The organism is Klebsiella sp. JB_Kp031 (assembly GCF_040064295.1).
Taxonomy (GTDB): Bacteria; Pseudomonadota; Gammaproteobacteria; order Enterobacterales; family Enterobacteriaceae; genus Klebsiella; species Klebsiella quasipneumoniae.
The window spans coordinates 24,603-48,929 of record NZ_JBEAJW010000042.1 but is presented as its reverse complement, the minus strand read 5'-3'; the positions used below and the strand labels follow the sequence as shown (position 1 = coordinate 48,929).

Below are 24,327 nucleotides of genomic sequence, written 5' to 3'. Positions count from 1 at the left end.
AACGCGCGCCGGGCGGAATAATCCTCCGGCCGTCAGGGTTATCCCCAGAAATTTTTACCTTTTAACATTTGTCAAGCGGACGGGTGAAAGTTTTATGGCAGCAGATGACGCTTTTCTTACACCCATTGATTTTATCTAACAAGCTGATATTTAATGCTTTTAAAGAAAAGACGCCTTTCGCGCCAATTCAGCCGCAAGCCGCGTACGCTCTAGCTTACCGCAGGTTTTCTAACTCTAATACACAAGGTTATCCACAGGAATAGTGGATAACTGTCTGCAGCCCAAGACCGCCGCCGCCCGGCGCAAATCGTCTGGCGGCCTTAATCACGTGGCGAAAAATTTTTATCGAACTATTTTTGATAACTATCCGCTTAAAGCCGCTCGATTTTTGCTGCTTTTTGCACCACCCTTTAGCGTCGGGCACCGGAAAAGTGCACCCCAGGCGCTGGCTGTGCCTGATGGTATCGGCATTTAGCGTTTTTTTCCGAGCGTTCTTTTTCCTGGCAAGAGTTTTGCAGCATCTTTCTGTCGCCCTGACGCCAGGATAAGGAGAAAACGTCCATGTTGAATTTACAGGCAGTAAATCACTTTTACGGCAACCAGCATTCGCTGTGGAATGTTGATCTTGAACTACGCCCGGGGGAGTGCATTGGCGTACTGGGACGCGAGGGCATGGGAAAAACCACCCTGGTTAACTGCATTGCCGGGCACCTGCCGGTGGCCAGCGGCCGGATGACCTGGCATGACATTGGCGCCCCGCCGCAGGATCTCACCCCCCTGTCGGCCCAGTCGCGCAGCGCCATCGGTATCGGCTATGTGCCGCAGGATAAACGCATCTTTTCGCAGCTCAGCGTGGAAGAGAATCTGCATATTGCCCTCGCAGCCGGGAAACCCGGGGCTAACGCCAGCGGCGGCGAGATCTATGAACATTTTCCCGAACTCTATGCCCTACGGCAGCGCAAAGGCGCCTCGCTGAGCGACGACGATCAGTACCAACTGGCGCTGGCCAGGGCGCTGATTGTCCAGCCACGGCTGCTGATCCTTGATGAACCCTCGCGCGGCAGAGGGCCGCGCTGTCTGCAAAAGCTGGCGGATCTGCTGCTGCGGTTGAATCGCGATATCGGCCTGACGGTGCTGCTCGCCGAGCAGCACCTGCCCTTTATCCGCCGGGTAGCGGATCGTTTCTGTGTTTTGCACCGGGGCCGTAACGTCGCCGAAGGCGATATTATGGCGCTGGATGAACCGCTGCTGGCGCAGTGGATGACGCCGGATCCAGCGCCCTGAGATCCAGATACTGGCCGAGATCGTCGCGCTGCGCGATATCGGCAAGCCACGGTATTTCGCCGAGGAACGGCGCGGCCAGCCGGTTTTTCAGCGTCGCCAGATACTCGGCGTGGCGCTTGCCTGGCGGCTGCACGTCATTGGCGATCCACCCCGCGAGCGGCAGCCCTGCCTGGCGTACCGCCTGGGCGGTAAGCATCGCGTGGTTGATGCAGCCGAGCTTGACGCCCACCACCAGAATCACCGGCAGCTGCTCCGCCTGCGCCCAGTCGGCAAAGGTCAGGGTTTCCGACAGCGGCGTAAACCAGCCGCCGGCCCCTTCCACCAGCACCCAGTCGGCGAGGCGTTCTAACTCGCGCAGCCCGCTGGAGAGCCTCGCCGCGGCGATCGGACGCCCTTCGTCGGCGCTGATGATGTGCGGTGAGGTCGGCTCGGCGAAGGTATACGGGTTAACCTGTTCATAGCGCAGCGCGACCCGGCTATGACGCTGCAGCGCCAGGGCGTCTTCATTACGCAGCCCTGCGGCGGTAAGCTCGCTGCCGGAAGCCACCGGCTTGTAGCCAGCGGTGTGAAAACCCAGCTGATTCGCCGCCTGCAGCAGGGCGCTGCTGGCGATGGTTTTCCCGACTTCAGTATCGGTCCCGGTGACAAAAAAACGTTTAGTCACGCTCAATGACTCCTGTAAAAAGAGAATACGTCAGCGGGCAGACGCCCTGCCGCTGCGGCCAGGCCAGCTGTAGCTCGCGCAGTTTGCCGCGGCCAAGCGGGGCCGATGCCCGCCCCTGGTGCAAATGGGTGGCGCCGATGCCCTTCAGCGATCGCATGGCGCTCAGCGCGTCGGCGAACGGCAGGCTAATCTGATGCACCTTGCCGGACGCCCGCAGGCCGCTCAGCGCCGCGCGCACCGCCGCTTCGCTGAGAAAACGGTTGGCATGCGGCCGGTCGTCGATGGCCTGCCACGCCTGATTGAGCTCCGGCAGCGAGTCGGCCAGCAGCGTGCTAAACGCCACCCTGCCGCCGGGGCGCACCACCCGGTACAGCTCGCCAAGGGCGGCGCGCAGATCGTCGCACCACTGCACCGCCAGATTGCTCCACGCCAGATCGACGCAGGCGTCCGGCAGCGGCAGCGCCTCAATGTCGCCCAGCAGGTAATACTGGGCGGCGTCGTTACGCTGCGCCTCTGCCAGCATCCCGGGGGAGAGATCCAGCGCGGTCACCACGCTGCCCGCCTCACGCCAGCGGCGGCTCATGCCGCCGGGGCCGCAGCCAGCATCCAGCACCCGGGGAAAATCGCGACGCGCCAGCTGGCGCAGCAGCAATTCCGCGCTGCGCCGCTGCAGTTCATCATGTTGCGAATAGCCGCCGGCCGCCCGGCCAAACGCCGCGGCCACCGCCTGCTTATTCACCGTGGCCATGCAGCACCTCCAGTATACGGTTAATGTCCTCAGCCTGATGGGCGGCGGTCAGGGTCAGGCGCAGACGAGCGCTGCCGACCGGCACCGTCGGTGGACGGATCGCCGTCGTCCAGCAGCCCGCGTCGCGCAGACGTGAGGCCAGGCTCAGCGCCCGGCCGTTATCGCCGACGATCAGCGGCTGGATCGCGCTGACGGAGTCGGTCAACCCCAGCGACACCTCGCCCATCCCCTTGCGGAACTGCCGGATGCGGGCGGCCAGGATGTCGCGACGCTGCTGTCCTTCATTGCTGCGAATCACCCGTAGCGCGGCGCTCAGCGCCACCGCCTGGGCGGGCGGCATCGCGGTGCTATAGATCAAATGACGGGCAAACTGCAGCAGATAATCGGCCATTGCTTCGTCGCACAGCACCGCCGCGCCGCTGACGCCGAAGGCCTTGCCGAAGGTAACCACCAGCAGCTCAGGGCGCACCGCCTGCGCGGCGCAGCTCCCGCGTCCTTCGTCGCCGACCACGCCGACGCCGTGGGCGTCATCCACCAGCAACAATGCCCCTGCTGCCTGCGCCGCGGCGTGAATGGCCGCCAGCGGCGCGCTGTCGCCATCCATGCTGAAAATGCCTTCAGTGACCGCCAATTGTTCGCCCGCCAGCGGCTTAGCCAGCAGTTGCGCGAGCTGCTGCGGATCGTTGTGGGCGAAACGGCGTAGCTGCGCCGGGCTGAGGCTTGCCGCCTCCAGCAGGGAGGCGTGGCTCAGGCGGTCGGCCACGATCCGATCCTCTTTATCCGCCAGGGCGGCGATCAGCGCCTGATTGGCGGCAAAGCCGGAGATAAACAGCAACGCGCGCGGATAGCCCAGCCAGTCGGCAAGTTCCTCTTCCAGCGCGCGGTGGGCCTCGTTATAGCCGCTTACGTGTCCCGAACCGCCGGAACCGACGCCATAACGTTCCGCCCCCTGCTGCCAGGCGGCGATAATCGCCGGATGCTGGCTCAGGCCAAGATAGTCATTGCTGGAGAAGTTAAGCCAGCGCTCCCCTTCCCGCGCCAGCCAGCGCCCGGCGCCGTGCGTCACCGGCAGGCGGCGGCGAAGAGCATCCGCCGCTCGTCGCTCGTCCAGCGCCCGATCGATTCGCTGCTGCCAGCTCATAGCACCGCCGCGTTGTAATATTCCTCAGTGTCCGGGGTGAGTAAGGCCTGCTCCAGGCGCTGCTGCTGCTCATTATCACCTTCCAGCACCGCCGTCTGCTGCGGGTTGATCCCCAGCTTGCGGAACAGCTGCAGGTCTTTATCTTCTTCCGGGTTCGGCGTGGTCAGCAGTTTGCAGCCATAGAAAATCGAGTTCGCCCCGGCCATAAAGCACATCGCCTGGGTCTGCTCGTTCATCTGCTCGCGGCCGGCGGAGAGACGCACGTAAGAGGTGGGCATCATGATGCGCGCGATGGCGATAGTGCGAATAAAATCGAAAGCGTCGACATCGTCGTTATCCGCCAGCGGCGTACCTTTGACCTTCACCAACATGTTGATCGGTACGCTTTCCGGCGGCGTGGGCAGGTTAGCCAACTGCAGCAGCAGGCCGGCGCGGTCTTTCACGGTCTCCCCCAGCCCGACGATACCGCCGGAGCAGACTTTGATCCCGGCGTCACGCACTTTGTCCAGGGTATCCAGGCGCTCCTGGTAGGTGCGGGTGGTGATGATGTTGCCGTAAAATTCCGGCGAGGTATCGAGGTTGTGGTTGTAGTAATCGAGGCCCGCCTCGGCCAGGCGCTGCGCCTGGCTGTCGGTCAGAGTGCCAAGCGTCATGCACGACTCCAGCCCCAGGGCCTTCACCCCTTTCACCATCTGCTCCAGATACGGCATGTCGCGATCGTTGGGGTTTTTCCACGCCGCGCCCATGCAGAAGCGGGTCGAGCCGGCGTTTTTCGCCTGACGCGCTGATTCCAGCACCTGCTCGACTTCCATCAGGCGCTCGGTTTCGAGCCCGGTTTTATATCGCGCGCTCTGCGGACAATATTTACAATCTTCCGGGCAGGCGCCGGTTTTGATCGACAGCAGGGTGCTGACCTGCACCTGGCGCGGATCAAAGTGTTGCCGGTGGATTTGCTGCGCTTCGAATAACAGATCGATGAGTGGTTTATTAAATAATTCAGTTACTTGCGACATTGTCCAACGTACGTGGTGAGCCATTGGCCTCTCCAAAGGGTTTTGTTAATTTACGGTTCGGTTTATACTCGTAAACCTAAATGTTTTCAAAATGGTTTACAAGTCACTTATGACCCTGGACGATCTCGCCTTCGATCGGCGCCACATCTGGCACCCCTACACCTCTATGACTTCCCCCCTGCCGGTCTACCCGGTGGTTTCCGCCCACGGTTGCGAGCTGTCCCTCGCCGGCGGCGAACAGTTGGTTGACGGTATGTCCTCCTGGTGGGCGGCAATCCACGGCTACAATCACCCGCGCCTGAATGCGGCGATGAAAGCGCAGATCGACCAGATGTCGCACGTGATGTTCGGCGGGATTACCCATCCGTCGGCGGTGGCGCTCTGTCGCCAGCTGGTGGCAATGACGCCGGAATCGCTGGAGTGCGTTTTCCTCGCTGATTCCGGTTCGGTGGCGGTTGAGGTGGCGATGAAAATGGCCCTGCAGTACTGGCAGGCGAAAGGCCAACCGCGTCGACGTTTCCTGACCTTCCGCAATGGCTATCACGGCGATACCTTCGGCGCGATGTCGGTCTGCGATCCGCAGAACTCGATGCACAGCCTGTGGCAGGGCTATCTGCCGGATAACCTGTTCGCCCCCGCGCCGCAGAGCCGCTTTGACGGCGAGTGGGATGAAATGGATATGGTGCCCTTTGCCCGCCTGATGGCCGCGCACCGTCACGACATCGCCGCGGTGATCCTCGAACCGATCGTACAGGGCGCGGGCGGGATGCGGATGTACCATCCGGAGTGGCTGAAGCGGGTGCGTAAAATGTGCGACCGGGAAGGGATACTGCTGATCGCCGATGAGATTGCCACCGGCTTTGGCCGCACCGGCAAGCTGTTCGCCTGTGAACACGCCGGGATTACCGCCGACATACTGTGTCTGGGCAAGGCGCTGACCGGCGGCACCATGACCCTCTCCGCCGCGCTGACCACCCGCGAGGTGGCGGAAACCATCAGCAACGGTGAAGCCGGCTGCTTTATGCACGGCCCGACCTTTATGGGCAACCCGCTGGCCTGCGCGGTGGCCAGCGAAAGCCTGCGCCTGCTGGATAGCGGCGAATGGCAGCGGCAAGTGGCGGCGATTGAAGCCCAGCTGCTGGCCGAGCTGGCGCCGGCGCGGGGATCCGCCCTGGTCGCCGATGTCCGCGTGCTGGGCGCTATTGGCGTGGTTGAAACCCGTCGCCCGGTCAATATGGCTGCCCTGCAGCGCTTTTTCGTCGAGCAGGGGGTGTGGATCCGCCCGTTTGGCCGCCTGATCTATTTGATGCCGCCGTACATCATCGCGCCTGACCAGCTGTCCCGCCTGACCCGCGCCGTTAACCTGGCGGTGCAGGATGAAACATTTTTTAGCGAATAAATAGCGGAATTGCGTCGTGGTGCAGGCTACACTTCCAGGTTAATCAGCGCATTATCAATGAGGATGAAGCATGAAACTGATCAGTCACGATCTCCAGGACGGCGGTAAGCTGCCTAATCGTCACGTCTTCAACGGCATGGGCTACGATGGCGACAATATTTCGCCGCATCTGATGTGGGATGATGTGCCCGCAGGAACCAAAAGCTTTGTGGTGACCTGCTACGATCCGGATGCGCCGACCGGCTCCGGCTGGTGGCACTGGGTGGTGGCTAACCTGCCTGCGGATACCCGCGTCCTGCCGCAAGGGGCCGGTTCCGGTCAGGCGGAGCTGCCGGAAGAGGCCGTTCAGACTCGCACCGATTTTGGCAAGGCGGGATACGGCGGCGCAGCGCCGCCGAAGGGCGAAACCCACCGCTATATCTTTACCGTCCACGCCCTGGACGTCGAGAAAATTGAAGTGGATGCCGAGGCCAGCGGCGCAATGGTCGGCTTTAACGTCCATTTCCATTCCCTCGCCAGCGCCTCCATCACCGCCCTGTTCAGTTAATCTCCCCCCGGATAGCGGCTGTCGCCTTATCCGGGCTACTTGCGGCGCCATTTGTTTTTCGGGTGGCGCTGCGCTTACCCGACCTACAATACCCCCAGTCCCACGCAAGCGCAGCGCCGCCGGGCGATTGCCGCGGGCACGGAGCCGCTTTTATGCCGGGCGGCGGCTGACGCCTTGCCCGGCCTACGGTCCGTGCCATTTGTAGCCCCGGTAAGCGCAGCGCCACCGGGGAAATTGGCCTTACTGTTCAGTGGCTACCTGCAGCGCCGTTTTACGCACCCGCGCGTACCACACCACCGTCAGCAGCCCGAGCCAGACCAGGCCGGCAATCAGCGCCATCCGCGTCTCAGCAAACATCCCCAGCACCGCGATAACCAGCCCCATAAACAGCAGCGTCAACAGCGGCGCAACTGGCCAGAACGGGACGGGGAAGGCAATCTGGCTGCGCTCTTCGGCAGACAAACTACGGCGCATGGCGAAATGGGACAGCAGGATCATCAACCACACCCACACCGTGGCGAATGCCGCCAGCGAAGCAATCAGCACAAAGACCTGCTCGGGGATCAGATAGTTCAGCACCACCGCCGCCAGCAGCGCGCCGCCCATGACCACCACCGTCATCCAGGGTACGCCGTTGCTGGCGATGCGCTGGAAGCTTTTCGGCGCCAGCCCCTCTTTCGACATGCCGTACATCATGCGTCCGGCGCCGAAGATATCGCTGTTAATTGCCGAAATGCTGGCGCTGATCACGATGATGTTAAGGATTGTCGCCGCCGCCGGGATCCCCAGACCGTCGAAAATCAGCACAAACGGACTCCCCTGCTCGCCAAAGCTGTTCCACGGGAAAATCGCCATCAGCACCGCCAGGGTGCAGACGTAGAACAGGATAATACGCAGCGGAATGGTATTGATGGCCTGCGGGATGACCTTTTTCGGATCTTTCGCTTCCGCGGCGGTGACGCCGATAATCTCCACCCCGCCGAAAGCGAACATCACGATGCCAAGCGAAGCGATAACGCCCTGCCAGCCGTTAGGAGCAAAGCCGCCGTGGCTCCACAGATTTTCCAGACCGGTAGCCGGGAAGCTATGGCCGAAGCCAAAGAAGATGATCCCGGCGCCCGCCAGCATCATGGCGATAATCGCCACCACCTTCACCAGCGACAGCCAGAACTCCATCTCGCCGAACACCCGCACGTTGCACAGGTTCATGGCACCGATAAAGAAGATGATGCTGAGGATCCAGATCCAGCGCGGGACATCGGGATACCACAATCCCATATAGATGCCGAAGGCGGTGACATCGGCCAGGGCGACGATCACCATTTCAAAAGTATAGGTCCAGCCGGTAATAAACCCGGCCAGCGGCCCGAGATACTGGCGGGCGTAGCTGCCGAAGGAGCCGGAAACCGGGTTGCGCACCGCCATCTCGCCCAGCGCGCGCATGACGATAAACACCGCCGCGCCGCCAATCAGATAGGCCAGCAGCACCGCCGGGCCCGCCGCCTTGATGGCGGAGGCCGAGCCATAGAACAGCCCGGTGCCGATAGCGGAGCCGAGCGCAATAAATCGAATGTGTCGGGCATTGAGCCCGCGCAGCAGATGTGGCTTGTGTTGTTGTTGCATATACAGGTGTCCTGGTTTTTTTATATGACGACAAATATGCGATGTAGGGCGGTCGGGGGAATGACTTCCCCCGACGCGGGTACAGAGAACAACGGTGATTAGTGCAGGCCTGGCAGTACGGCAGGCAGCAGACGCGTCAGGTGACGGGCCGCCAGAAGCGCAATGGCATTATCGATATCCGGGGCGAAGTAGCGATCCTGCGTATAATGAGGGACACGTTCGCGCAGCAGATGACGCGCTTCTTCCAGCAGTGGGCTGGTGGTCAGCCCTTCGCGCATATCCAGCCCCTGCACCGCCGCCAGCCACTCAACGGCCAATACGCCGCGGGTGTTCTCGGCCATCGCCCACAGGCGGCGACCGGCCGCCGGCGCCATCGAGACGTGGTCTTCCTGGTTGGCGGAGGTCGGCAGGCTGTCGACGCTGTGCGGGTGCGATAGCGCTTTGTTTTCACTGGCCAGCGCCGCCGCCGTGACCTGGGCAATCATAAACCCGGAGTTCACCCCGCCGTTTTTCACGAGGAACGGCGGCAGCTGCGACATATGGCTGTCCATCATCAGCGCGATGCGGCGCTCGGAGAGCGAGCCGATTTCGGCGATCGCCAGCGCGATATTATCCGCGGCCATCGCCACCGGTTCGGCGTGGAAGTTACCGCCGGAGATGACGTCATTTTCAGCGGCAAAGACCAGCGGGTTATCAGAGACCGCGTTGGCTTCGGCCAGCAGCACTTCCGCCGCCTGGCGGATCTGGGTCAGGCAGGCGCCCATCACCTGCGGCTGACAGCGCAGGGAGTACGGGTCCTGCACCTTGCTGCAGTTATGGTGCGACTGCGAGATCGCGCTATCGTCGGTCAGCAGATGGCGATACAGCGCCGCCGCATCAATCTGCCCGCGCTGGCCGCGTACCTCATGAATACGCGCATCGAACGGACGACGCGAACCCAGCGCCGCTTCGGTGGTTAACGCCCCGCAAACGACCGCGGAGGCGAACAGATCTTCGGCTTCGAACAAACCGCGCAGGGCAAAAGCGGTCGAGGCCTGGGTGCCGTTGAGTAGCGCCAGCCCCTCTTTCGCCGCCAGGGTAATCGGCTCCAGCCCAACCTGACGCAGCGCTTCGGTGGCCGGCAGCCATTCGCCGCCGCGTACCCGCGCTTTGCCTTCGCCAAGCAGGGTCAGCGACATATGCGCCAGCGGCGCGAGGTCGCCGGAGGCGCCGACGGAACCTTTCGCCGGGATCCACGGCGTCACGCCGGCATTCACCAGGCCAATCAGCGCCTGGATCACGCTCAGGCGGATCCCGGAGAAACCGCGGGACAGGCTGTTAATCTTCAGCACCATAATCAGGCGCGCAAGGTCATCGTCCAGCGGCTCGCCAACGCCCGCCGCATGGGACAGCACCAGCGAACGCTGCAGGTTCTCCAGATCTTCCGTCGAGATCCGGGTCTGCGCCAGCAGGCCAAAACCAGTGTTAATGCCGTAGGCAGTCCGCCCTTCGGCAAGGATGGCGTTGACGCAGGCCACGCTCTCGTCGATGGCGGCAAACGCGCCGCTGTCGAGGGTAATATTCACCGGGTGGCTGTAGATGTCGCGGAGCTGCGACAGGCTGAGTTGACCCGGGATCAGAGTTAAAGATTTCATTTCGCGTTCCCCTGCGTTGCCGCGACCATCGGAAGATTGAGACCCTGTTCTGCTGCGCATTCAATGGCAATCTCGTACCCCGCGTCGGCATGACGCATCACACCGGTGGCCGGGTCGTTGTGCAGGACGCGGGCGATACGCGCCGCCGCTTCATCGGTGCCATCGCAGACGATAACCATCCCGGAGTGTTGCGAGAAGCCCATGCCTACCCCGCCGCCGTGGTGCAGCGACACCCAGGTCGCGCCGCTGGCGGTGTTGAGCAGGGCGTTGAGCAGCGGCCAATCGGAGACCGCGTCAGAGCCGTCGCGCATCGCTTCGGTTTCGCGGTTTGGGCTGGCGACGGAGCCGGAGTCAAGGTGATCGCGGCCAATGACGATCGGCGCGGAGACTTCGCCGCTGCGCACCATTTCGTTAAACGCCAGGCCCAGCTTCTGCCGCCATTCCAGACCGACCCAGCAGATACGCGCCGGCAGCCCCTGGAAGCTGATGCGCTCGCGCGCCATATCCAGCCAGTGGTGCAGATGCTTATCATCCTTAATGATCTCTTTCACTTTGGCGTCGGTTTTGTAGATATCCTGCGGATCGCCGGAGAGCGCTACCCAGCGGAACGGTCCGATACCCCGACAGAACAGGGGGCGGATATAGGCCGGCACGAAGCCCGGGAAATCAAAGGCGTTGCTGACGCCCACTTCCTGAGCCATCTGGCGAATGTTGTTACCGTAGTCGAAGGTCGGGACCCCCATCTCATGGAAGGCCAGCATCGCCTGCACGTGGTCGGCCATCGAGCGTTTCGCCGCCAGAATGGTGCCCTGCGGATCGGATTCGGCTTTCTGCTGATACTCTTCCCAGCTCCAGCCTTTCGGCAGATAGCCGTGCAGCGGGTCGTGGGCGCTGGTCTGGTCGGTGACCATATCCGGGCGCACGCCGCGTTTCACCAGCTCCGGCACGATCTCCGCGGCGTTGCCGCACAGGGCGATGGAGATAGCGCGACCTTCGGCAGTGTATTTCTTGATGCGCGCCAGGGCGTCATCCAGAGAAGTAGCTTGTTCGTCCACATAGCGGGTGCGCAGACGGAAATCGATGCGGCTCTGCTGGCATTCAATGTTCAGCGAGCAGGCCCCGGCCAGCGTCGCGGCCAGCGGCTGCGCGCCGCCCATGCCGCCCAGCCCGGCGGTTAGCACCCAGCGGCCTTTCAGGCTGCCCTGATAGTGCTGACGACCGGCTTCGACGAAGGTTTCGTAGGTGCCCTGCACGATGCCCTGGCTGCCAATGTAGATCCAGCTGCCAGCGGTCATCTGGCCGTACATCGCCAGCCCTTTGGCATCCAGCTCGTTGAAGTGTTCCCAGGTCGCCCAGTGCGGGACCAGGTTGGAGTTAGCGATCAGCACGCGCGGCGAGTTTTCATGGGTTTTGAAAACGCCCACCGGCTTGCCGGACTGGACCAGCAGGGTTTCGTCGCTTTCCAGGTTCTTCAGCGCCTTCACGATAGCGTCATAGCATTCCCAGTTGCGCGCTGCGCGACCAATACCGCCATAGACCACCAGCTCGTGCGGGTTTTCGGCGACATCGGGATCGAGGTTATTCATTAACATACGCAGCGGGGCTTCGGTCAACCAGCTCTTCGCGGTCAGCGTCGTGCCTCTTGGCGCACGGACGTCCAGCTGGCGATATTTGCTTTGCGACATCGGGGTTTCTCCTGACAATGAACGTTGTTTACGTAGATACATATACTTGTCTATACAAGCATGCGCAAGCCAGGATTTAACAGAAATGATACAATTTTGTTATATTGCGTCAGCAATCACGTTTTGCTGACGCCAGTGTGGATCAGGAGCCAAAGCGGCCCTGCAGACGATAACGGCTGCCGGGGAACAGCAGGCGCGCGTGGGAAACGATATGGGTTGTCGACCAGGTGCGGCGACGGATCAGCAGGCAGGGATCGTGGGCGTGAATATGCAGCAGCGCGCACTCTTCCGCTGTGGCCTGCACCGCTTCAACAATATGTTCACCTTCGGTTAACGGGGCGATCAGCGACAGATAATCATGGGGCGTGGTGGCGGTATAATCCTGCTGGAGATAGTTCGGCACCACCGCGGCATTGACGCAGCGATCTTCGATTTGTACCGGCACCTCGTTTTCGTAATGCACCATCAGCGAGTGAAAGATGCGGGTGCCTTCCGCTACGCTGAGCGCCGTCGCCTGAATATGATCCGCCCGGGTCTCCTCCAGCAGCAGCACCTCGCAGCGGTGCTGATGGTGACGGGCAAGAATTTCTTCGGCAATGCTGCGCACCTCAAACAGCGCCGACTGCCCTTTCGGCTCGGCGACAAAGGTCCCCACCCCTTGCAACCTGACCAGCAGGCCTTCATCCGTTAGCTCGCGCAGCGCGCGGTTGATGGTCATCCGGCTGAAGCCGAACTGGGCCACCAGCTCCGCTTCCGAAGGGATACGGTCATGCGGTCGCCAGACGCCGCTGTGAATTTTTTCACCGATAGCCTGCTTCACCTTCTCATAAAAAGGCGCGGGCGCGGAACGGGGTTGCTGTGAAAACATAGCCTGGCTTTCCTTTTGCAAAATGGGCGGCGAAACACCCAGAATATACCGGAATGGCTACTGCCACCAATGGGCGATTTGCCATGCCAGACGGGCCGCCGCGCGGGCGCCCTGACCGTCAATGTCAAACTGCGGGTTGAACTCCACCAGATCCACCGCCTGCAGCTTACCGCTGCGGCACAACGGCTCTACGATGCGCAGCAGGGTCGCCAGCGGCACGCCCAGCGCCGCCGGCGCGGATACCGCCGGCATTTCGCGCGCCGGCAGCACGTCGAGATCGATAGTCAGATACAGACGGTCGAATTGCGCGATATTGCGCTCAAGCTCCGCCAGCACCCGGGTTTCAAAGGCCTCTAATACCTGTAGATCCTCCACAATAGCCACCTCGCGCCTCGCCGCTTCCTCCCAGAGCGCCTGGGTGTTTGCCGCCCGACTGACCCCAATGCAGGTATAGTGAAAACCGCGCTGCTGCGCGTCACACTCCAGCGCCAGCTGGCGGAACGGCGTCCCGGAGCTGGCGCACTCGGCAAAGCGCAGATCCAGATGCGCATCGAGGTTAATAATGCCCACTTTTTCGCCGGGGAAGGCATCCAGTATCCCGGCGCCGTGACCGAAGGCGGTCTCGTGGCCACCGCCCAGTACCAGCGTGCGTTTGCCGGCGCGCTGGCAGGCGGTCACCGCCTCGCGCAGCGCCTGATGCGCGGCTTCCAGCTGGTCGCCTTCGACGCTAATCGTGCCCATATCCACGCAGCGGTCGTGGCCCTGATGGCTGGCCATATTGGCCAGCGCCCGGCGTAGGGTCGCCGGGCCGTCAGCCGCTCCGGTACGCCCTTTGTTGCGCCGGACGCCTTCGTCACAGGCGAAGCCGAGCAGCGCGATATCGCCGGGCATCTCCTGCGGCGCGAAGCGTTCGGCGCGGGGAATGGTCTGGAACAGACGCAGCGCATTCGGCGCTTCCGCGCTGTCGTCGCGACCTTGCCAAAGGTTAGCGGGGGTAGCTTGCCACAACATCATTGTAGTTCTCCTCGTACCACACGCTGCCAGAGCGGACTGCGCCCCGGCTCATACACCATCTCGACCGGATGCTCAGCATCCCAGATGGCAAAGTTCGCCACAAAGCCCGCCGCCAGCTGGCCGTGGCTGTTCTGCCGCCCCAGCGCCCGCGCGGCATGGCGCGTCACGCCGGCCCACGCCTCTTCCGGCGTCAGGCCAAATTTGACGCAGGCCATGTTCATCGCCAGATGCAGGCTGGCGAAGGGGCTGGTGCCGGGGTTGAAATCCGTCGCCACCGCCATCGGCACCTGGTACTTGCGCAACAGTTCCACCGGCGGTTTGCGGGTTTCATTGAGGAAGTAGAACGCGCCGGGCAGCAGGGCCGCCACGGTGCCGCTCTCGCGCATCGCCGCCACCCCCTCTTCCGTCAGATATTCGATATGGTCGGCGGACAGTCCGTGATAACGGCTCACCAGCTGCGCGCCGCCCAGCGAAGAGAGCTGCTCAACGTGACCTTTAACCGGGATGCCTAGCGCCTGCGCCGCCTGAAACACCCGCTCGGTTTGCTGCGGGCTGAAACCGACGTTTTCGCAGAAGACGTCGACGCTTTCAAACAGTCCCTCCCGCCACAGCGTCGGCAGGATCGTCTCGCAGACCAGCGTAATATAGCCGTCGGCGTCGCCTTGATATTCCGGCGGCGTGGCGTGGGCAGAGAGCAGCGTCGCCGAAAGCTCGACGCCATTGTCGTCGGCCAGCTGGCGGGCGACCCGCAGCATTTTGCGCTCGTTTTGCAGATCGAGACCGTAGCCGGATTTGATCTCCAGAGTGGTCACCCCTTCACGCAGCAGGCGGGCCAGCCGCGGCTGGGCCAGCGCCAGCAGCTCGGCTTCGCTGCTGTCGCGGGTGGCGCGCACGGTGGCATTAATCCCCCCGCCGCTGGCGCTGATGGTCTGATAGGAGACGCCGTTCAGACGCTGCTCCCACTCCTGGGCCCGGCTGCCGCCGAAGACGAGATGGGTGTGGCAGTCGATTAATCCCGGCGTGACCAGCCGGCCTTCGAGATCGATCCTGCGCCCGCTGGGAAGGTCATCTTCGGCGACGATCGCCGCAATGCGACCGTCGCGGACCAGCAGCGCGTGGCGCTCGAGCAGACCGTACGGTTGAGCGTGATCGGGGTTCAAGGTGGCGAGACGGGCGTTTCGCCAGATAACGAGTTCGGAAGTGGCTTCAGTCATAGCGCTTAACTTGTCATGGGTTGTATAGACATTTATTTTCATAACGTCGGGAATGTCAACAAAAGCGCGACTAAATGTTATTTATTTGTGACTAGGGACCGTCCCGGGAAAGCGTTCATTGCGTAAAGAAGGTAAGTTTTTCAGCCCGCATCTTCCCGTTTCGTTCAAGTTAGTATAAAACAGCAGGTTTTAAAGGACTTATACCCTGGCGTCTCAGCCGGGGTATTTCACTACGCTTAATTTTGCCCGGAGCAACATGAACACATATTCCGTTTCCCGTCTGGCGCTGGCGCTGGCCTTCGGCGTGACGCTGTCCGCCTGTAGCTCGACGCCTGCCGATCAACAGCCCTCAACGCAGACTGCACCGGGCACCACCGCGCGTCCCATTCTGAACGCCGATGAAGTGAAAAACTTTACCCCGGCGGCCTATTTCCAGTCGCTGAACCCCAATGCCGCGGCCTGGACGCCGTCCGCCATCAGCCTGCCGGCGCAACCTGACTTTATCGTCGGCCCGGCGGGAACCCAGGGCGTGACCCATACCACCGTCCAGGCAGCGGTGGATGCGGCAATTGCCCGCCACTCTAACCGTCGCCTGTTTATCGCCATCATGCCGGGCGAATACCCGGGCACCGTCTACGTTCCGGCGGCGCCGGGCGCCCTGACTCTGTATGGTACCGGCGATAAACCGATTGACGTAAAAATCAGCGAAGCCATTGATTCTGAGATGGATCGCAACACCTGGCGTCGTCTGGTCAATCCGGGTGGCAAATACATGCCGGGCAAACCGGCGTGGTATATGTTCGACAGCTGCCAGAGCAAATCCACCGCCACCGTCGGCGTGATGTGCTCCGCGGTCTTCTGGTCGCAGAATAACGGCCTGCAGCTGCAGAACCTGACCATCGCCAACAACCTTGGCGACAGCGTCGATGCCGGTACCCACCAGGCCGTTGCCCTGCGCAGCGATGGCGACCAGGTGCAGATCGATAAGGTGAACATTCTTGGCCGCCAGAACACCTTCTTCGTGACCAACAGCGGTGTGCAGAACCGTCTGCAGGACAACCGCCAGACTCGCACCCTGGTAACCAACAGCTATATTGAAGGCGACGTGGATATCGTTTCTGGCCGTGGCGCCGTGGTGTTTGATAACACCGACTTCCGCGTGGTGAACTCCCGTACTCAGAAAGAAGCCTATGTCTTCGCGCCGGCCACCCTGAAGAGCGTGACCTACGGCTTCCTGGCGACTAACAGCCGCTTCACCGCCTCCGGGGATAACGTCGCGCAGCTCGGCCGCGCGCTGGATGTTGACGGCAACAGCAACGGTCAGGTCGTGATCCGCGACAGCGCCATCAATGAAGGCTTTAACATCGCCCAGCCGTGGGCGGCAGCGGTAGGCTCCGGCCGTCCGTTCAGCGGCAACACCGGCAGCGCGGATGACAAAGGCAATCTGCAGCGCAACCTCAACGACAACAGCTTCAACCGCATGTGGGAATATAACAACCGCGGCGTGGGAAGCAGCGTGGTCGCCGAGCCGAAACAGTAAAGCGCAACAAGCGTGAAGCATAATAAAAGAGGGGGCGATGCCCCCTCTTTCCTTTTTCGTTCAGCGCTTCACGCCGTCAGGCGGTTCGCCATTTGCGGGTCAGCGGTTTTTCCAGTTCCACGATCAGGAACATGGCGAAGCCGATGATAAAGGTGATCACCCAGTAGCGGAACGGCAGCCCGGTGGTGCCAAACAGCATCTGCATAAACGGCGCATAGATAATCAGCAGCTGCAGCACCAGCAGCACGCCGCTGACGATCCAGATCCCCTTGTTAGCCAGCAGACCTTTGGTTAACGAGAAACCATCCGATACGCGGCAGTTCAGCATATAGAACCACTGGGCGGTGACCAGGGTCTGCAACAGCACGGTACGGATAAACTCCGGCGAATAGCCGCGCGGCTGCAGCCAGGCTTCGAGAATAAAGGCGCTGACCGCAATCATCGACCCCACAAACGCCACGCGCCAGATGGCAAACCCGTCCATGACGTGAATTTTCGGGTCGCGCGGCGGCCGCCGCATAATATTTTTCTCACCGGCTTCAAACGCCAGACCAAACGACAGCGTGGCGGAGGTGGCCATGTTCATCCACAGGATCAGCACCGGCGTCAGCGGCAGCACGTTGCCTGCCAGCAGCGCGATCACGATCAGTAAACCCTGCGCAAGGTTGGTCGGCATGACAAAAAGAATGGTTTTCTTCAGGTTGTCATACACCCGGCGCCCCTCGCGAACCGCGCTGGCGATGGTGGCGAAGTTGTCGTCGGTCAACACCATATCGGCGGCTTCCTTGGTGACTTCGGTTCCCTTGATCCCCATCGCCACGCCGACGTCAGCCTGCTTCAGCGCCGGGGCATCGTTCACCCCGTCTCCGGTCATGCCGACAATCTCTTTCTTGCTCTGCAGAGCCTGCACCAGACGGAACTTATCTTCCGGGCTGGTGCGGGCGAAGATATCGAACTGCTGCGCGGCGACGCTCAGCTGCGCGTCGTCCATCACCTCCAGCTCGCGCCCGGTAATGGCGTTACCCGCATTGCCAATCCCCAACATTTTGCCGATGCTCATCGCCGTTTGCGGATGGTCGCCGGTGATCATCTTCACGCGAATCCCGGCCTGCAGGCAGTCGGCAATCGCCGTGATCGCTTCCGGACGTGGCGGATCCATCATCCCGGCAACCCCTAATAAAATGACCCCCTGCTGCAGATCCTGATGGGTCAGCTCGGTCTGGCCTGCGGCAGCTGGCTTCCAGGCCGCGGCCACCATGCGCAGCCCCTCCCGGGCGTACTCTTCAATTTTGCTTTCCCAGTACGGGAGATCCAGCGGCTGCAGTCCGTTGTCGCTCTGCTGATACTGGCACAGGCGGAACAGAACGTCAGGCGCGCCGGTGACCAGCACCACCTCCTCTTCGCCCAGCCGGTAAAGCGTCGACATGTATTTATATTGCGAATCAAAAGGAATTTTACTACGCAGCTCGCTGGGCTGCGGCGGCAGGGTTATCTTCGCCGCCAGCACCTTCAATGCCCCCTCGGTGGGGCCGCCGGTAATTTTCCACAGCCCGCCTTCCTCTTTGATAAGCTGGCTGTCGTTACACAGATCGATGGTGCGCAGATAGCGCTCAAGAAGCGATCCTGGCGCCACGGCGATCGGCGTCGGGTCGTCGATGGCATGGATTTTACCGACCGGCTCATAGCTGTCCCCTTCCACCCGATAGACGCTGTCCGCGGTGATCACCGCCTTCACCGTCATTTCGTTCATGGTCAGGGTCCCGGTTTTATCAGAGCAGATAACGGTCATCGCACCGAGGGTTTCCACCGTCGGCAGCTTGCGGATAATCGCTTTCTGACGGGCCATCGCCTGCACGCCAAGCGACAGAATAATGGAGATAATCGCCGGCAACCCTTCCGGGACCGACGCCACCGCGAGGCTAATTAACGACAGCATCAGTTCGGAGACCGGCATATCGCGGAACAGCAGGCTAAAGACGAACAGCGCCGCCATCATCACCAGAATGAGGATAAAAATGGCTTTGCCCAGCTTATCCATCTGCACCAGCAGCGGCGTGCGATGTTTCTCAATGCCCGCCATCATCTGGTTGATGTGGCCCAGCTCGGTATCGCCGCCGGTGGCCACCACGATCCCTTTCCCCGCCCCTGAGCTGACGGTGGTCCCGGAAAACACCAGGTTGCTGCGATCGCCGAGCGGCAAATCACCGCTTAGCGGCTCGGTGGTTTTTTCCACCACCGTCGACTCGCCGGTGAGGATTGCCTCTTCCACCCGCAGGTTGTGCGCCTCAATCACCCGTAAATCGGCGGGGATTCGGTCGCCGGCGCGGATCACCACGATATCGCCGGGTACCAGCGAGGTGGTGGGGATGGTTTCATGGTTGCCCTGGCGGATCACCACCGCCTCGCTGGAGAGCATATTACGGATACTCTGCAGCGATTTTTCCGCATTACTCTCCTGAATGAAGCCGATCAGCGCATTGATCACCGCCACCGCGAGGATCACTGACATGTCGATCCAGTGGCCCATTACCGCCTTGAGCAGCGCCGCCGCCAGCAGGACGTAGATCAGCACATCGTTAAAATGCACAATAAAACGCAGCCAGGCGGGTTTACCCGGCTTCTGCGGCAGGGCGTTTTCGCCATACTGCTGCAGGCGCGTGGCCGCCTCTGTTCCGCTAATCCCGTCCGGCGAACTCTGCACGCTGGCGAGCGTCTCCTCGACGGAGCGCTGATAGTAGGGCGCCCCCGGTTTATCTGTATTCATACTCTCTCCCTCGATTTATGAAGCGGAAGTCAGGACGACATCCCGCCGTCATCAGCGCACAACGAAAACCGGTACATGGGCATAGCGCACGATATTGGCCGCTTCCGAGCCCAGCAGGTGAGTCTGGATCCCCGGATTGCGTGAACCGACAATCACTACGTCCGCTTTTAGCTCATCGGCCAGGGCGATCACTTGATCGCGAACATTGCCACTGCGCACATAAAGATGGCTGGCGTCTTCCACCAGGCCATTTTTTTTGACCAGCTCGGTCAGTTTTTCCTTAGCGGTAGTAATCAAATGTTCTTCCATCTTTCGGGCATCAGAGATAAATCCACGCGTTAACACCGGAGAGAATGCCGGAATGACATGGACAAGATAAATTTGCCCGGCAGAATGTTGGGCAAGGAATTTTGCATGAGAGAGCGCTTTGTCGGCCAGGCCTGCATCAAAAACGTCAACGGGAACAACGATATTTTTATACATGAGATAATCCTTTTATTACCAATACAATGCGTAGTGATGAATAACCCCATACTTGGGGAGGAACGAAATCTCAACAACAGAAGCGGCGAGCGGAATAGATGTTATTAAACGTAGCACAGGAAAATTAACATTAGAAAATGACGGATTAATAGACTGAAAAATATTATAAAAAGCTCTTATCACCTGCGAATCTCCTGCCCTTTCCCCAACGATGCCGCCAACGCTCGGGGTATTCACTTTTTTAACACTTCACCTTTTCTCCGACTATGCTGATTACAAGCAGGAGTGCCGCTCCGAATGTCCAGTGGTCACAGCGAGGGCCGAATTAATTGACATTCGCGGTTCGGGTGGATGTTAAGGGAGAAAATCATGTTTGGTTATAGCCTGTTACGTCTGGGATTCTTTGTCGCGCTGGCCATTGTCGCCTGCACGCTGGTGGGACTATTCACCTATCTGGTTGTCGCCGCCCTCGCCGAATAAGCGTGCGCCGCGTAATAAAAATGTAAAATAAATCCTGAATCTGAGGGGAATACTGTGAACCGTTATTTTTCTCTCATCCCGGTTGTTATTTTATTGGCAACCGCTTGCGATCAGAAATCGCCGTCCGTCGAGTCCGCCCCGCGCATGGTCAAGGTGGCGCAGGTGACCGCCGTGGGCAATACCCAGCAGCGAACGTTTCCGGCACGTATCGAGTCTGGCGACTCCACCGAGCTGTCGTTTAAGCGGGGGGGCCAGGTGGAATCGCTGGATATTCGCCAGGGGGCGACCATCGCCCAGGGACAAACGCTGGCGCGCCTGAATGCCCGCGAGGCCCAACAGCGGGTCAATGAGCGACAAACGGCGGCCACCCTCGCCCAGCGTCAGTTCGACCGCTTCCAGACCCTGGCGGGACGTCAGGCCATCTCCCAGGCGGAAATGGACGTGCAGCGCGCCAATCGCGATGCCGCCAACGCGGCCTTAAAAATCGCCCGTGAAGAGCTGGCGCAAATGAGCCTCACCGCGCCCTTCGGCGGGATTGCCGCCGGCGTGCATATCCGCAACCATCAGGTGGTCGCCGCCGGCCAGCCGGTGATCACCCTGACGCGGACCGACCTGCTGGATGTAGTCTTCAGCATTCCCGAAAATCTTTTCACCTCCCTGGATATCCGTAATACCGCCTACCGTCCCGTCGTCAGGATCAATACCCTGCCGGGCCGCGAATTTACGGCGGAATACAAAGAGCATACCGGCAGCAGCGATAACAGCACCCTCACCTGGCAGATCATTTTAACCATGCCGCGGCCGGATGATTTTCCCACCGTCGGCGGGGTTAGCGGCACCGTGACGGTCAACCTCGGCAATTTACCGGCCAGCGCCGGAAGGGAAACCCTCGTGGTGCCAGTGGAGGCGGTGTTTAACCCGGATAACCGGCCGAAGAATGAACCCATCGTCTGGGTGGTGAAAGGCGACAATGCGCATCGGTTTCTTGAAGAGCGCAAAGTCACCGTCGGCGAGGTGACCGCGCAGGGAGTGACCATCACCGACGGTCTCCACGCGGGTGAGCAGGTGGTCGCGGCGGGCGTGAGCGAGCTGCATGCCGGGCAGCCGGTGCGGATCTGGACGCGTGAACGAGGATTATAAATGGACATTTCCCGTCAGTTTATTAATAACCCGACCCGCGTCTGGTTAGCCATTCTGCTGCTGGGGGTGGGGGGTCTGTTCGCCCTGCTCAATATCGGCCGTCTGGAAGATCCTGCCTTCACCATTAAAACGGCGGTGATCGTCACCCACTACCCTGGCGCGTCCGCTCAGCAGGTGGAGGAGGAGGTGACCCTGCCGCTGGAAAATGCGATTCAGCAGCTTCCCTCACTGGATAACGTCAGCTCCATCTCCTCAAATGGCTTATCGCAAATTACGGTGAATATCGCTTCGCAGTACCATTCCAGCGAGCTGCCGCAAATCTGGGATGAGCTACGTCGCCGCGTCGGTGACGCCAGCCGACTTTTCCCGCCTGGCGTCGTGACCCCCTTCGTCAATGACGACTTTGGCGATGTGTTTGGCTTTTTCTTCGCCATCTCGGGCGACAGTTTTACCAACCCCGAACTGGTGCGCTATGCCGAACAGCTGCGTCGGGAGCTGGTGCTGGTTCCTGGGGTCGGTAAAGTCGCTATCGGCGGCGTCATTCCGCAACAGATCAATGTTGATATCTCGCTGGCGAAGATGGCGGCGCGCGGGATCACGCTCAACCAGCTCGCCGCTATCCTGACCCGGCTCAACGTGGTGTCCAGCGCCGGAGAGATCCGCGTTGGCAGCGAATCGATCCGCCTTCACCCCACCGGAGAGTTTCAGAGCATCGATGAGCTGGGGGATCTGCTGGTCAGCTCTCACGGCGCCAGCGCCACCACCCGACTGCGGGATATTGCCACACTGTCGCGCGGGCTGACCGATTCGCCGTCCAGTATCTATCATGCCAACGGCCGCCAGGCGGTGACCATGGGGGTCTCTTTTATTCCTGGCGTCAACGTCATTGACGTCGGGCACGCCCTTGAAGCCCGCCTCCAGCAGATGGCCGCCGACAAACCGGCGGGGATCGACATCGCCATTTTTTACGATCAAGCGGCAGAGGTCGCCCACTCGGTCAATGGCTTTATTACCAACTTCCTGATGGCCCTGGCGATCGTGGTCGGCGTGCTGCTGGTGTTCATGGGGGTACGCAGCGGGATCATTATCGCTCTGTCGCTGGCGCTCAACGTTCTCGGCACCCTGCTTATCATGTATATCTGGGGGATAGAGTTACAGCGGATCTCCCTCGGGGCGCTGATCATCGCCCTGAGTATGCTGGTGGACAATGCCATCGTCATTGTCGAAGGGGTGCTGATCGCCCGCCAGCAAGGTTCGCCGCTGCTGGGCGCCATTAACTATGTGATCCGCCGCTCCGCCCTGCCGCTGCTCGGCGCCACGATCATCGCCATCCTCGCCTTCGCGCCGATTGGCCTCTCGCAGGACTCCACCGGGGAGTATTGCAAATCCCTGTTCCAGGTGCTGCTGATCTCGCTGATGCTAAGCTGGTTCTCCGCCCTGACCATCACGCCGGTACTCATTAAGTGGTGGTTGTTTAAACACGCCCCGTCAGCCGCCGCGCCGGCGGAAAAAGCCGATCCATACCGCGGCCGCTTTTATCGCGGCTATCAACAGACGCTGCGAATACTGCTGCAGCAAAAGACCGTGACCCTGGTGCTGATGGGCGCCCTGCTGGCCGCGGCTATCTGGGGCTTCACCTTCGTTCGGCAGAATTTCTTTCCGTCATCGAATACGCCCATTTTCTTTGTCGACCTGTGGCTCCCCTACGGTACCGATATTAACGCCACCGAGCAGATGACCCGCGATATTGAGCGGTCGATCGCCAGCCAGCCGGGGGTAGTCACCACCGTCGCCACCATTGGCCAGGGCAGTATGCGTTTTATTCTTACCTACAGCGGCCAGCGGCAGTACAGCAACTACGCGCAAATTATGGTGCGGATGGACGACCAGCGCGGCATCGCCCCCGTCACCCGCCACGTGGAAGCCTGGATCGCCAGAAACTACCCGCAGGTGAACGCCAGCACTAAACGCATTATGTTCGGCCCCTCCGGGGATAGCGCAATTGAAGTGCGCATTAAGGGCCCTGACCCGGATACGCTGCGCGCGCTGGCCAGTCAGGTGAGCGATATTCTCGCCGAAGATCCGGCCACCGACAGCGTGCGTAACGACTGGCAGAACCGCAGCAAGGTGATCCGCCCGCAGTACTCCCTGGCGCTGGGGCGCGAGCTGGGGGTGGATAAACAGGACATTGATCATGCGCTGGAGATGAATTTCTCCGGCAGTCGCGCCGGGTTATATCGCGAGGGCGCCGATCTGCTGCCGGTGATCGTCCGGCCGCCGGCAACGGAGCGACAGGATGCCAACCACCTGAATAACGTGCTGGTCTGGAGCCAGAGCCGCCAGCAGTATATCCCGTTGAGTAACGTCATCCATGGCTTCTCACTGGAGTGGGAAGATCCATTGATTCTCCGCCGGGATCGCACCCGGGTGCTGACGGTCCAGACCGACCCCAGTCCGCAAAGCGGCCAAACCTCGGGTGATATTCTCGCCCGGGTGAAACCGCGCATTGACGCATTGACGCTGCCGCATGGCTACCGTATCGAATGGGGCGGCGATGCGGAGAATTCCAGTGAGGCGCAGCAAGGGCTGTTCACGACCCTACCGCTTGGCTATCTGGTGATGTTTATCATTACGGTGCTGATGTTCAGTTCGCTAAAAAACGCCGTCGCCATCTGGCTGACCGTCCCGCTGGCGCTGATCGGCGTCACGCCCGGCTTTTTGCTGACCGGCATTCCCTTCGGCTTTATGGCCTTAATCGGCCTTCTCAGCCTCAGCGGCATGCTGATCCGCAACGGCATTGTGCTGGTGGAAGAGATAGAGCAACAAAAACAAGAGAAAGATCAACGACAAGCGATCATTGATGCGGCAACATCCCGTCTGCGGCCAATCCTGCTGACCGCCTTCACCACCGTGCTTGGCCTTGCCCCGCTGCTGCGCGATGTTTTTTTCCAGAGTATGGCGGTGGTGATTATGTTCGGTCTGGCCTTCGCCACCGTGCTGACGCTGCTGGTTCTGCCGGTGATTTACGCCTGCTTTCACCATAAGGATATGACGCCTCAACGATGAACAGTACCGGTCTGAGCATT

Annotated in this window: 19 protein-coding genes; 7 read left to right on the top strand and 12 right to left on the bottom strand. The window is 60.9% G+C overall.

Annotated features, from left to right (window positions below):
* Positions 1–262: 262 nt before the first annotated feature.
* Together ABLV64_RS23300 and ABLV64_RS23295 are read left to right on the top strand one after the other, a co-directional pair.
* Positions 263–475: a hypothetical protein gene (locus ABLV64_RS23300; protein WP_004886124.1), complete on the top strand. Its 213-nt coding sequence runs from the start codon at positions 263–265 to the stop codon at positions 473–475.
* Between the two features lie 86 nt (positions 476–561).
* Positions 562–1,284 carry an ATP-binding cassette domain-containing protein gene (locus tag ABLV64_RS23295; RefSeq protein WP_017900923.1) on the top strand — a complete coding sequence of 241 codons (723 nt, stop codon included), beginning with the start codon at positions 562–564 and terminating at the stop codon, positions 1,282–1,284.
* On the opposite strand, the gene bioD is transcribed toward ABLV64_RS23295, so the two are convergent.
* From bioD to bioB, 4 genes are read right to left on the bottom strand one after another with little or no spacing between them, the layout of a single operon-like run.
* Entirely contained in the window at positions 1,226–1,948 is a 723-nt protein-coding gene (gene bioD, locus ABLV64_RS23290) for a dethiobiotin synthase (protein ID WP_023320010.1), read from the bottom strand. The two genes, ABLV64_RS23295 and bioD, sit on opposite strands and share 59 nt — an antisense overlap.
* Positions 1,941–2,696: a malonyl-ACP O-methyltransferase BioC gene (gene bioC / locus ABLV64_RS23285; RefSeq protein WP_064187601.1), complete on the bottom strand. Its 756-nt coding sequence runs from the start codon at positions 2,694–2,696 to the stop codon at positions 1,941–1,943. The genes bioD and bioC overlap by 8 nt, the downstream gene beginning before the upstream one ends.
* The gene (gene bioF / locus ABLV64_RS23280; RefSeq protein ID WP_217325031.1) at positions 2,680–3,837 is read right to left on the bottom strand and encodes an 8-amino-7-oxononanoate synthase; all 1,158 of its coding nucleotides are present in this window, start codon (positions 3,835–3,837) and stop codon (positions 2,680–2,682) included. The genes bioC and bioF overlap by 17 nt, the downstream gene beginning before the upstream one ends.
* A complete protein-coding gene (bioB, locus tag ABLV64_RS23275) occupies positions 3,834–4,874 on the bottom strand; it encodes a biotin synthase BioB (protein ID WP_004886109.1) in 1,041 nt (346 codons plus the stop codon). The genes bioF and bioB overlap by 4 nt, the downstream gene beginning before the upstream one ends.
* An 85-nt stretch (positions 4,875–4,959) precedes the next feature.
* Between bioB and bioA the strand changes: the two genes are divergently transcribed.
* Together bioA and ABLV64_RS23265 are read left to right on the top strand one after the other, a co-directional pair.
* Positions 4,960–6,249 carry an adenosylmethionine--8-amino-7-oxononanoate transaminase gene (gene bioA, locus ABLV64_RS23270; RefSeq protein WP_217325205.1) on the top strand — a complete coding sequence of 430 codons (1,290 nt, stop codon included), beginning with the start codon at positions 4,960–4,962 and terminating at the stop codon, positions 6,247–6,249.
* A gap of 70 nt (positions 6,250–6,319) precedes the next feature.
* Positions 6,320–6,796 carry a kinase inhibitor gene (locus ABLV64_RS23265; protein ID WP_002895575.1) on the top strand — a complete coding sequence of 159 codons (477 nt, stop codon included), beginning with the start codon at positions 6,320–6,322 and terminating at the stop codon, positions 6,794–6,796.
* A gap of 240 nt (positions 6,797–7,036) precedes the next feature.
* Here the strand turns inward: ABLV64_RS23265 and ABLV64_RS23260 are convergent, their stop codons facing one another.
* The 6 genes from ABLV64_RS23260 to hutI form a co-directional block, all read right to left on the bottom strand.
* On the bottom strand, positions 7,037–8,419 hold the full coding sequence (locus tag ABLV64_RS23260) for an amino acid permease (protein WP_004886104.1): 1,383 nt from the start codon (positions 8,417–8,419) through the stop codon (positions 7,037–7,039).
* Positions 8,420–8,517: 98 nt separating this feature from the next.
* Positions 8,518–10,053 carry a histidine ammonia-lyase gene (gene hutH / locus ABLV64_RS23255; RefSeq protein ID WP_032455741.1) on the bottom strand — a complete coding sequence of 512 codons (1,536 nt, stop codon included), beginning with the start codon at positions 10,051–10,053 and terminating at the stop codon, positions 8,518–8,520.
* Positions 10,050–11,738 (bottom strand): urocanate hydratase, encoded by a 1,689-nt coding sequence (gene hutU / locus ABLV64_RS23250; protein WP_004886099.1) that lies wholly within the window; start codon positions 11,736–11,738, stop codon positions 10,050–10,052. The genes hutH and hutU overlap by 4 nt, the downstream gene beginning before the upstream one ends.
* A 142-nt stretch (positions 11,739–11,880) precedes the next feature.
* Positions 11,881–12,606 (bottom strand): histidine utilization repressor, encoded by a 726-nt coding sequence (locus ABLV64_RS23245; protein WP_017899626.1) that lies wholly within the window; start codon positions 12,604–12,606, stop codon positions 11,881–11,883.
* A gap of 57 nt (positions 12,607–12,663) precedes the next feature.
* Positions 12,664–13,620, bottom strand: coding sequence for a formimidoylglutamase (gene hutG, locus ABLV64_RS23240; protein WP_023320005.1), 957 nt, complete (start codon positions 13,618–13,620; stop codon positions 12,664–12,666).
* Positions 13,617–14,876 (bottom strand): imidazolonepropionase, encoded by a 1,260-nt coding sequence (gene hutI / locus ABLV64_RS23235; RefSeq protein ID WP_072500723.1) that lies wholly within the window; start codon positions 14,874–14,876, stop codon positions 13,617–13,619. The genes hutG and hutI overlap by 4 nt, the downstream gene beginning before the upstream one ends.
* 214 nt (positions 14,877–15,090) lie before the next feature.
* On the opposite strand from hutI, the gene ABLV64_RS23230 reads away from it, so the two are divergent.
* Positions 15,091–16,374 carry a putative acyl-CoA thioester hydrolase gene (locus ABLV64_RS23230; protein WP_285755675.1) on the top strand — a complete coding sequence of 428 codons (1,284 nt, stop codon included), beginning with the start codon at positions 15,091–15,093 and terminating at the stop codon, positions 16,372–16,374.
* A 76-nt stretch (positions 16,375–16,450) separates the two neighbouring features.
* Here the strand turns inward: ABLV64_RS23230 and ABLV64_RS23225 are convergent, their stop codons facing one another.
* Both ABLV64_RS23225 and ABLV64_RS23220 read right to left on the bottom strand, forming a co-directional pair.
* The gene (locus ABLV64_RS23225) at positions 16,451–19,138 is read right to left on the bottom strand and encodes a cation-transporting P-type ATPase (protein ID WP_348843094.1); all 2,688 of its coding nucleotides are present in this window, start codon (positions 19,136–19,138) and stop codon (positions 16,451–16,453) included.
* A 51-nt stretch (positions 19,139–19,189) separates the two neighbouring features.
* Positions 19,190–19,621, bottom strand: a complete 432-nt coding sequence (locus ABLV64_RS23220) for a universal stress protein (protein ID WP_348843095.1) — start codon at positions 19,619–19,621, stop codon at positions 19,190–19,192.
* Positions 19,622–20,155: 534 nt separating this feature from the next.
* Between ABLV64_RS23220 and ABLV64_RS23215 the strand changes: the two genes are divergently transcribed.
* Entirely contained in the window at positions 20,156–21,241 is a 1,086-nt protein-coding gene (locus ABLV64_RS23215; protein WP_048294404.1) for an efflux RND transporter periplasmic adaptor subunit, read from the top strand.
* Positions 21,242–24,307, top strand: a complete 3,066-nt coding sequence (locus ABLV64_RS23210) for an efflux RND transporter permease subunit (protein ID WP_348843096.1) — start codon at positions 21,242–21,244, stop codon at positions 24,305–24,307.
* Positions 24,308–24,327: the final 20 nt, after the last annotated feature.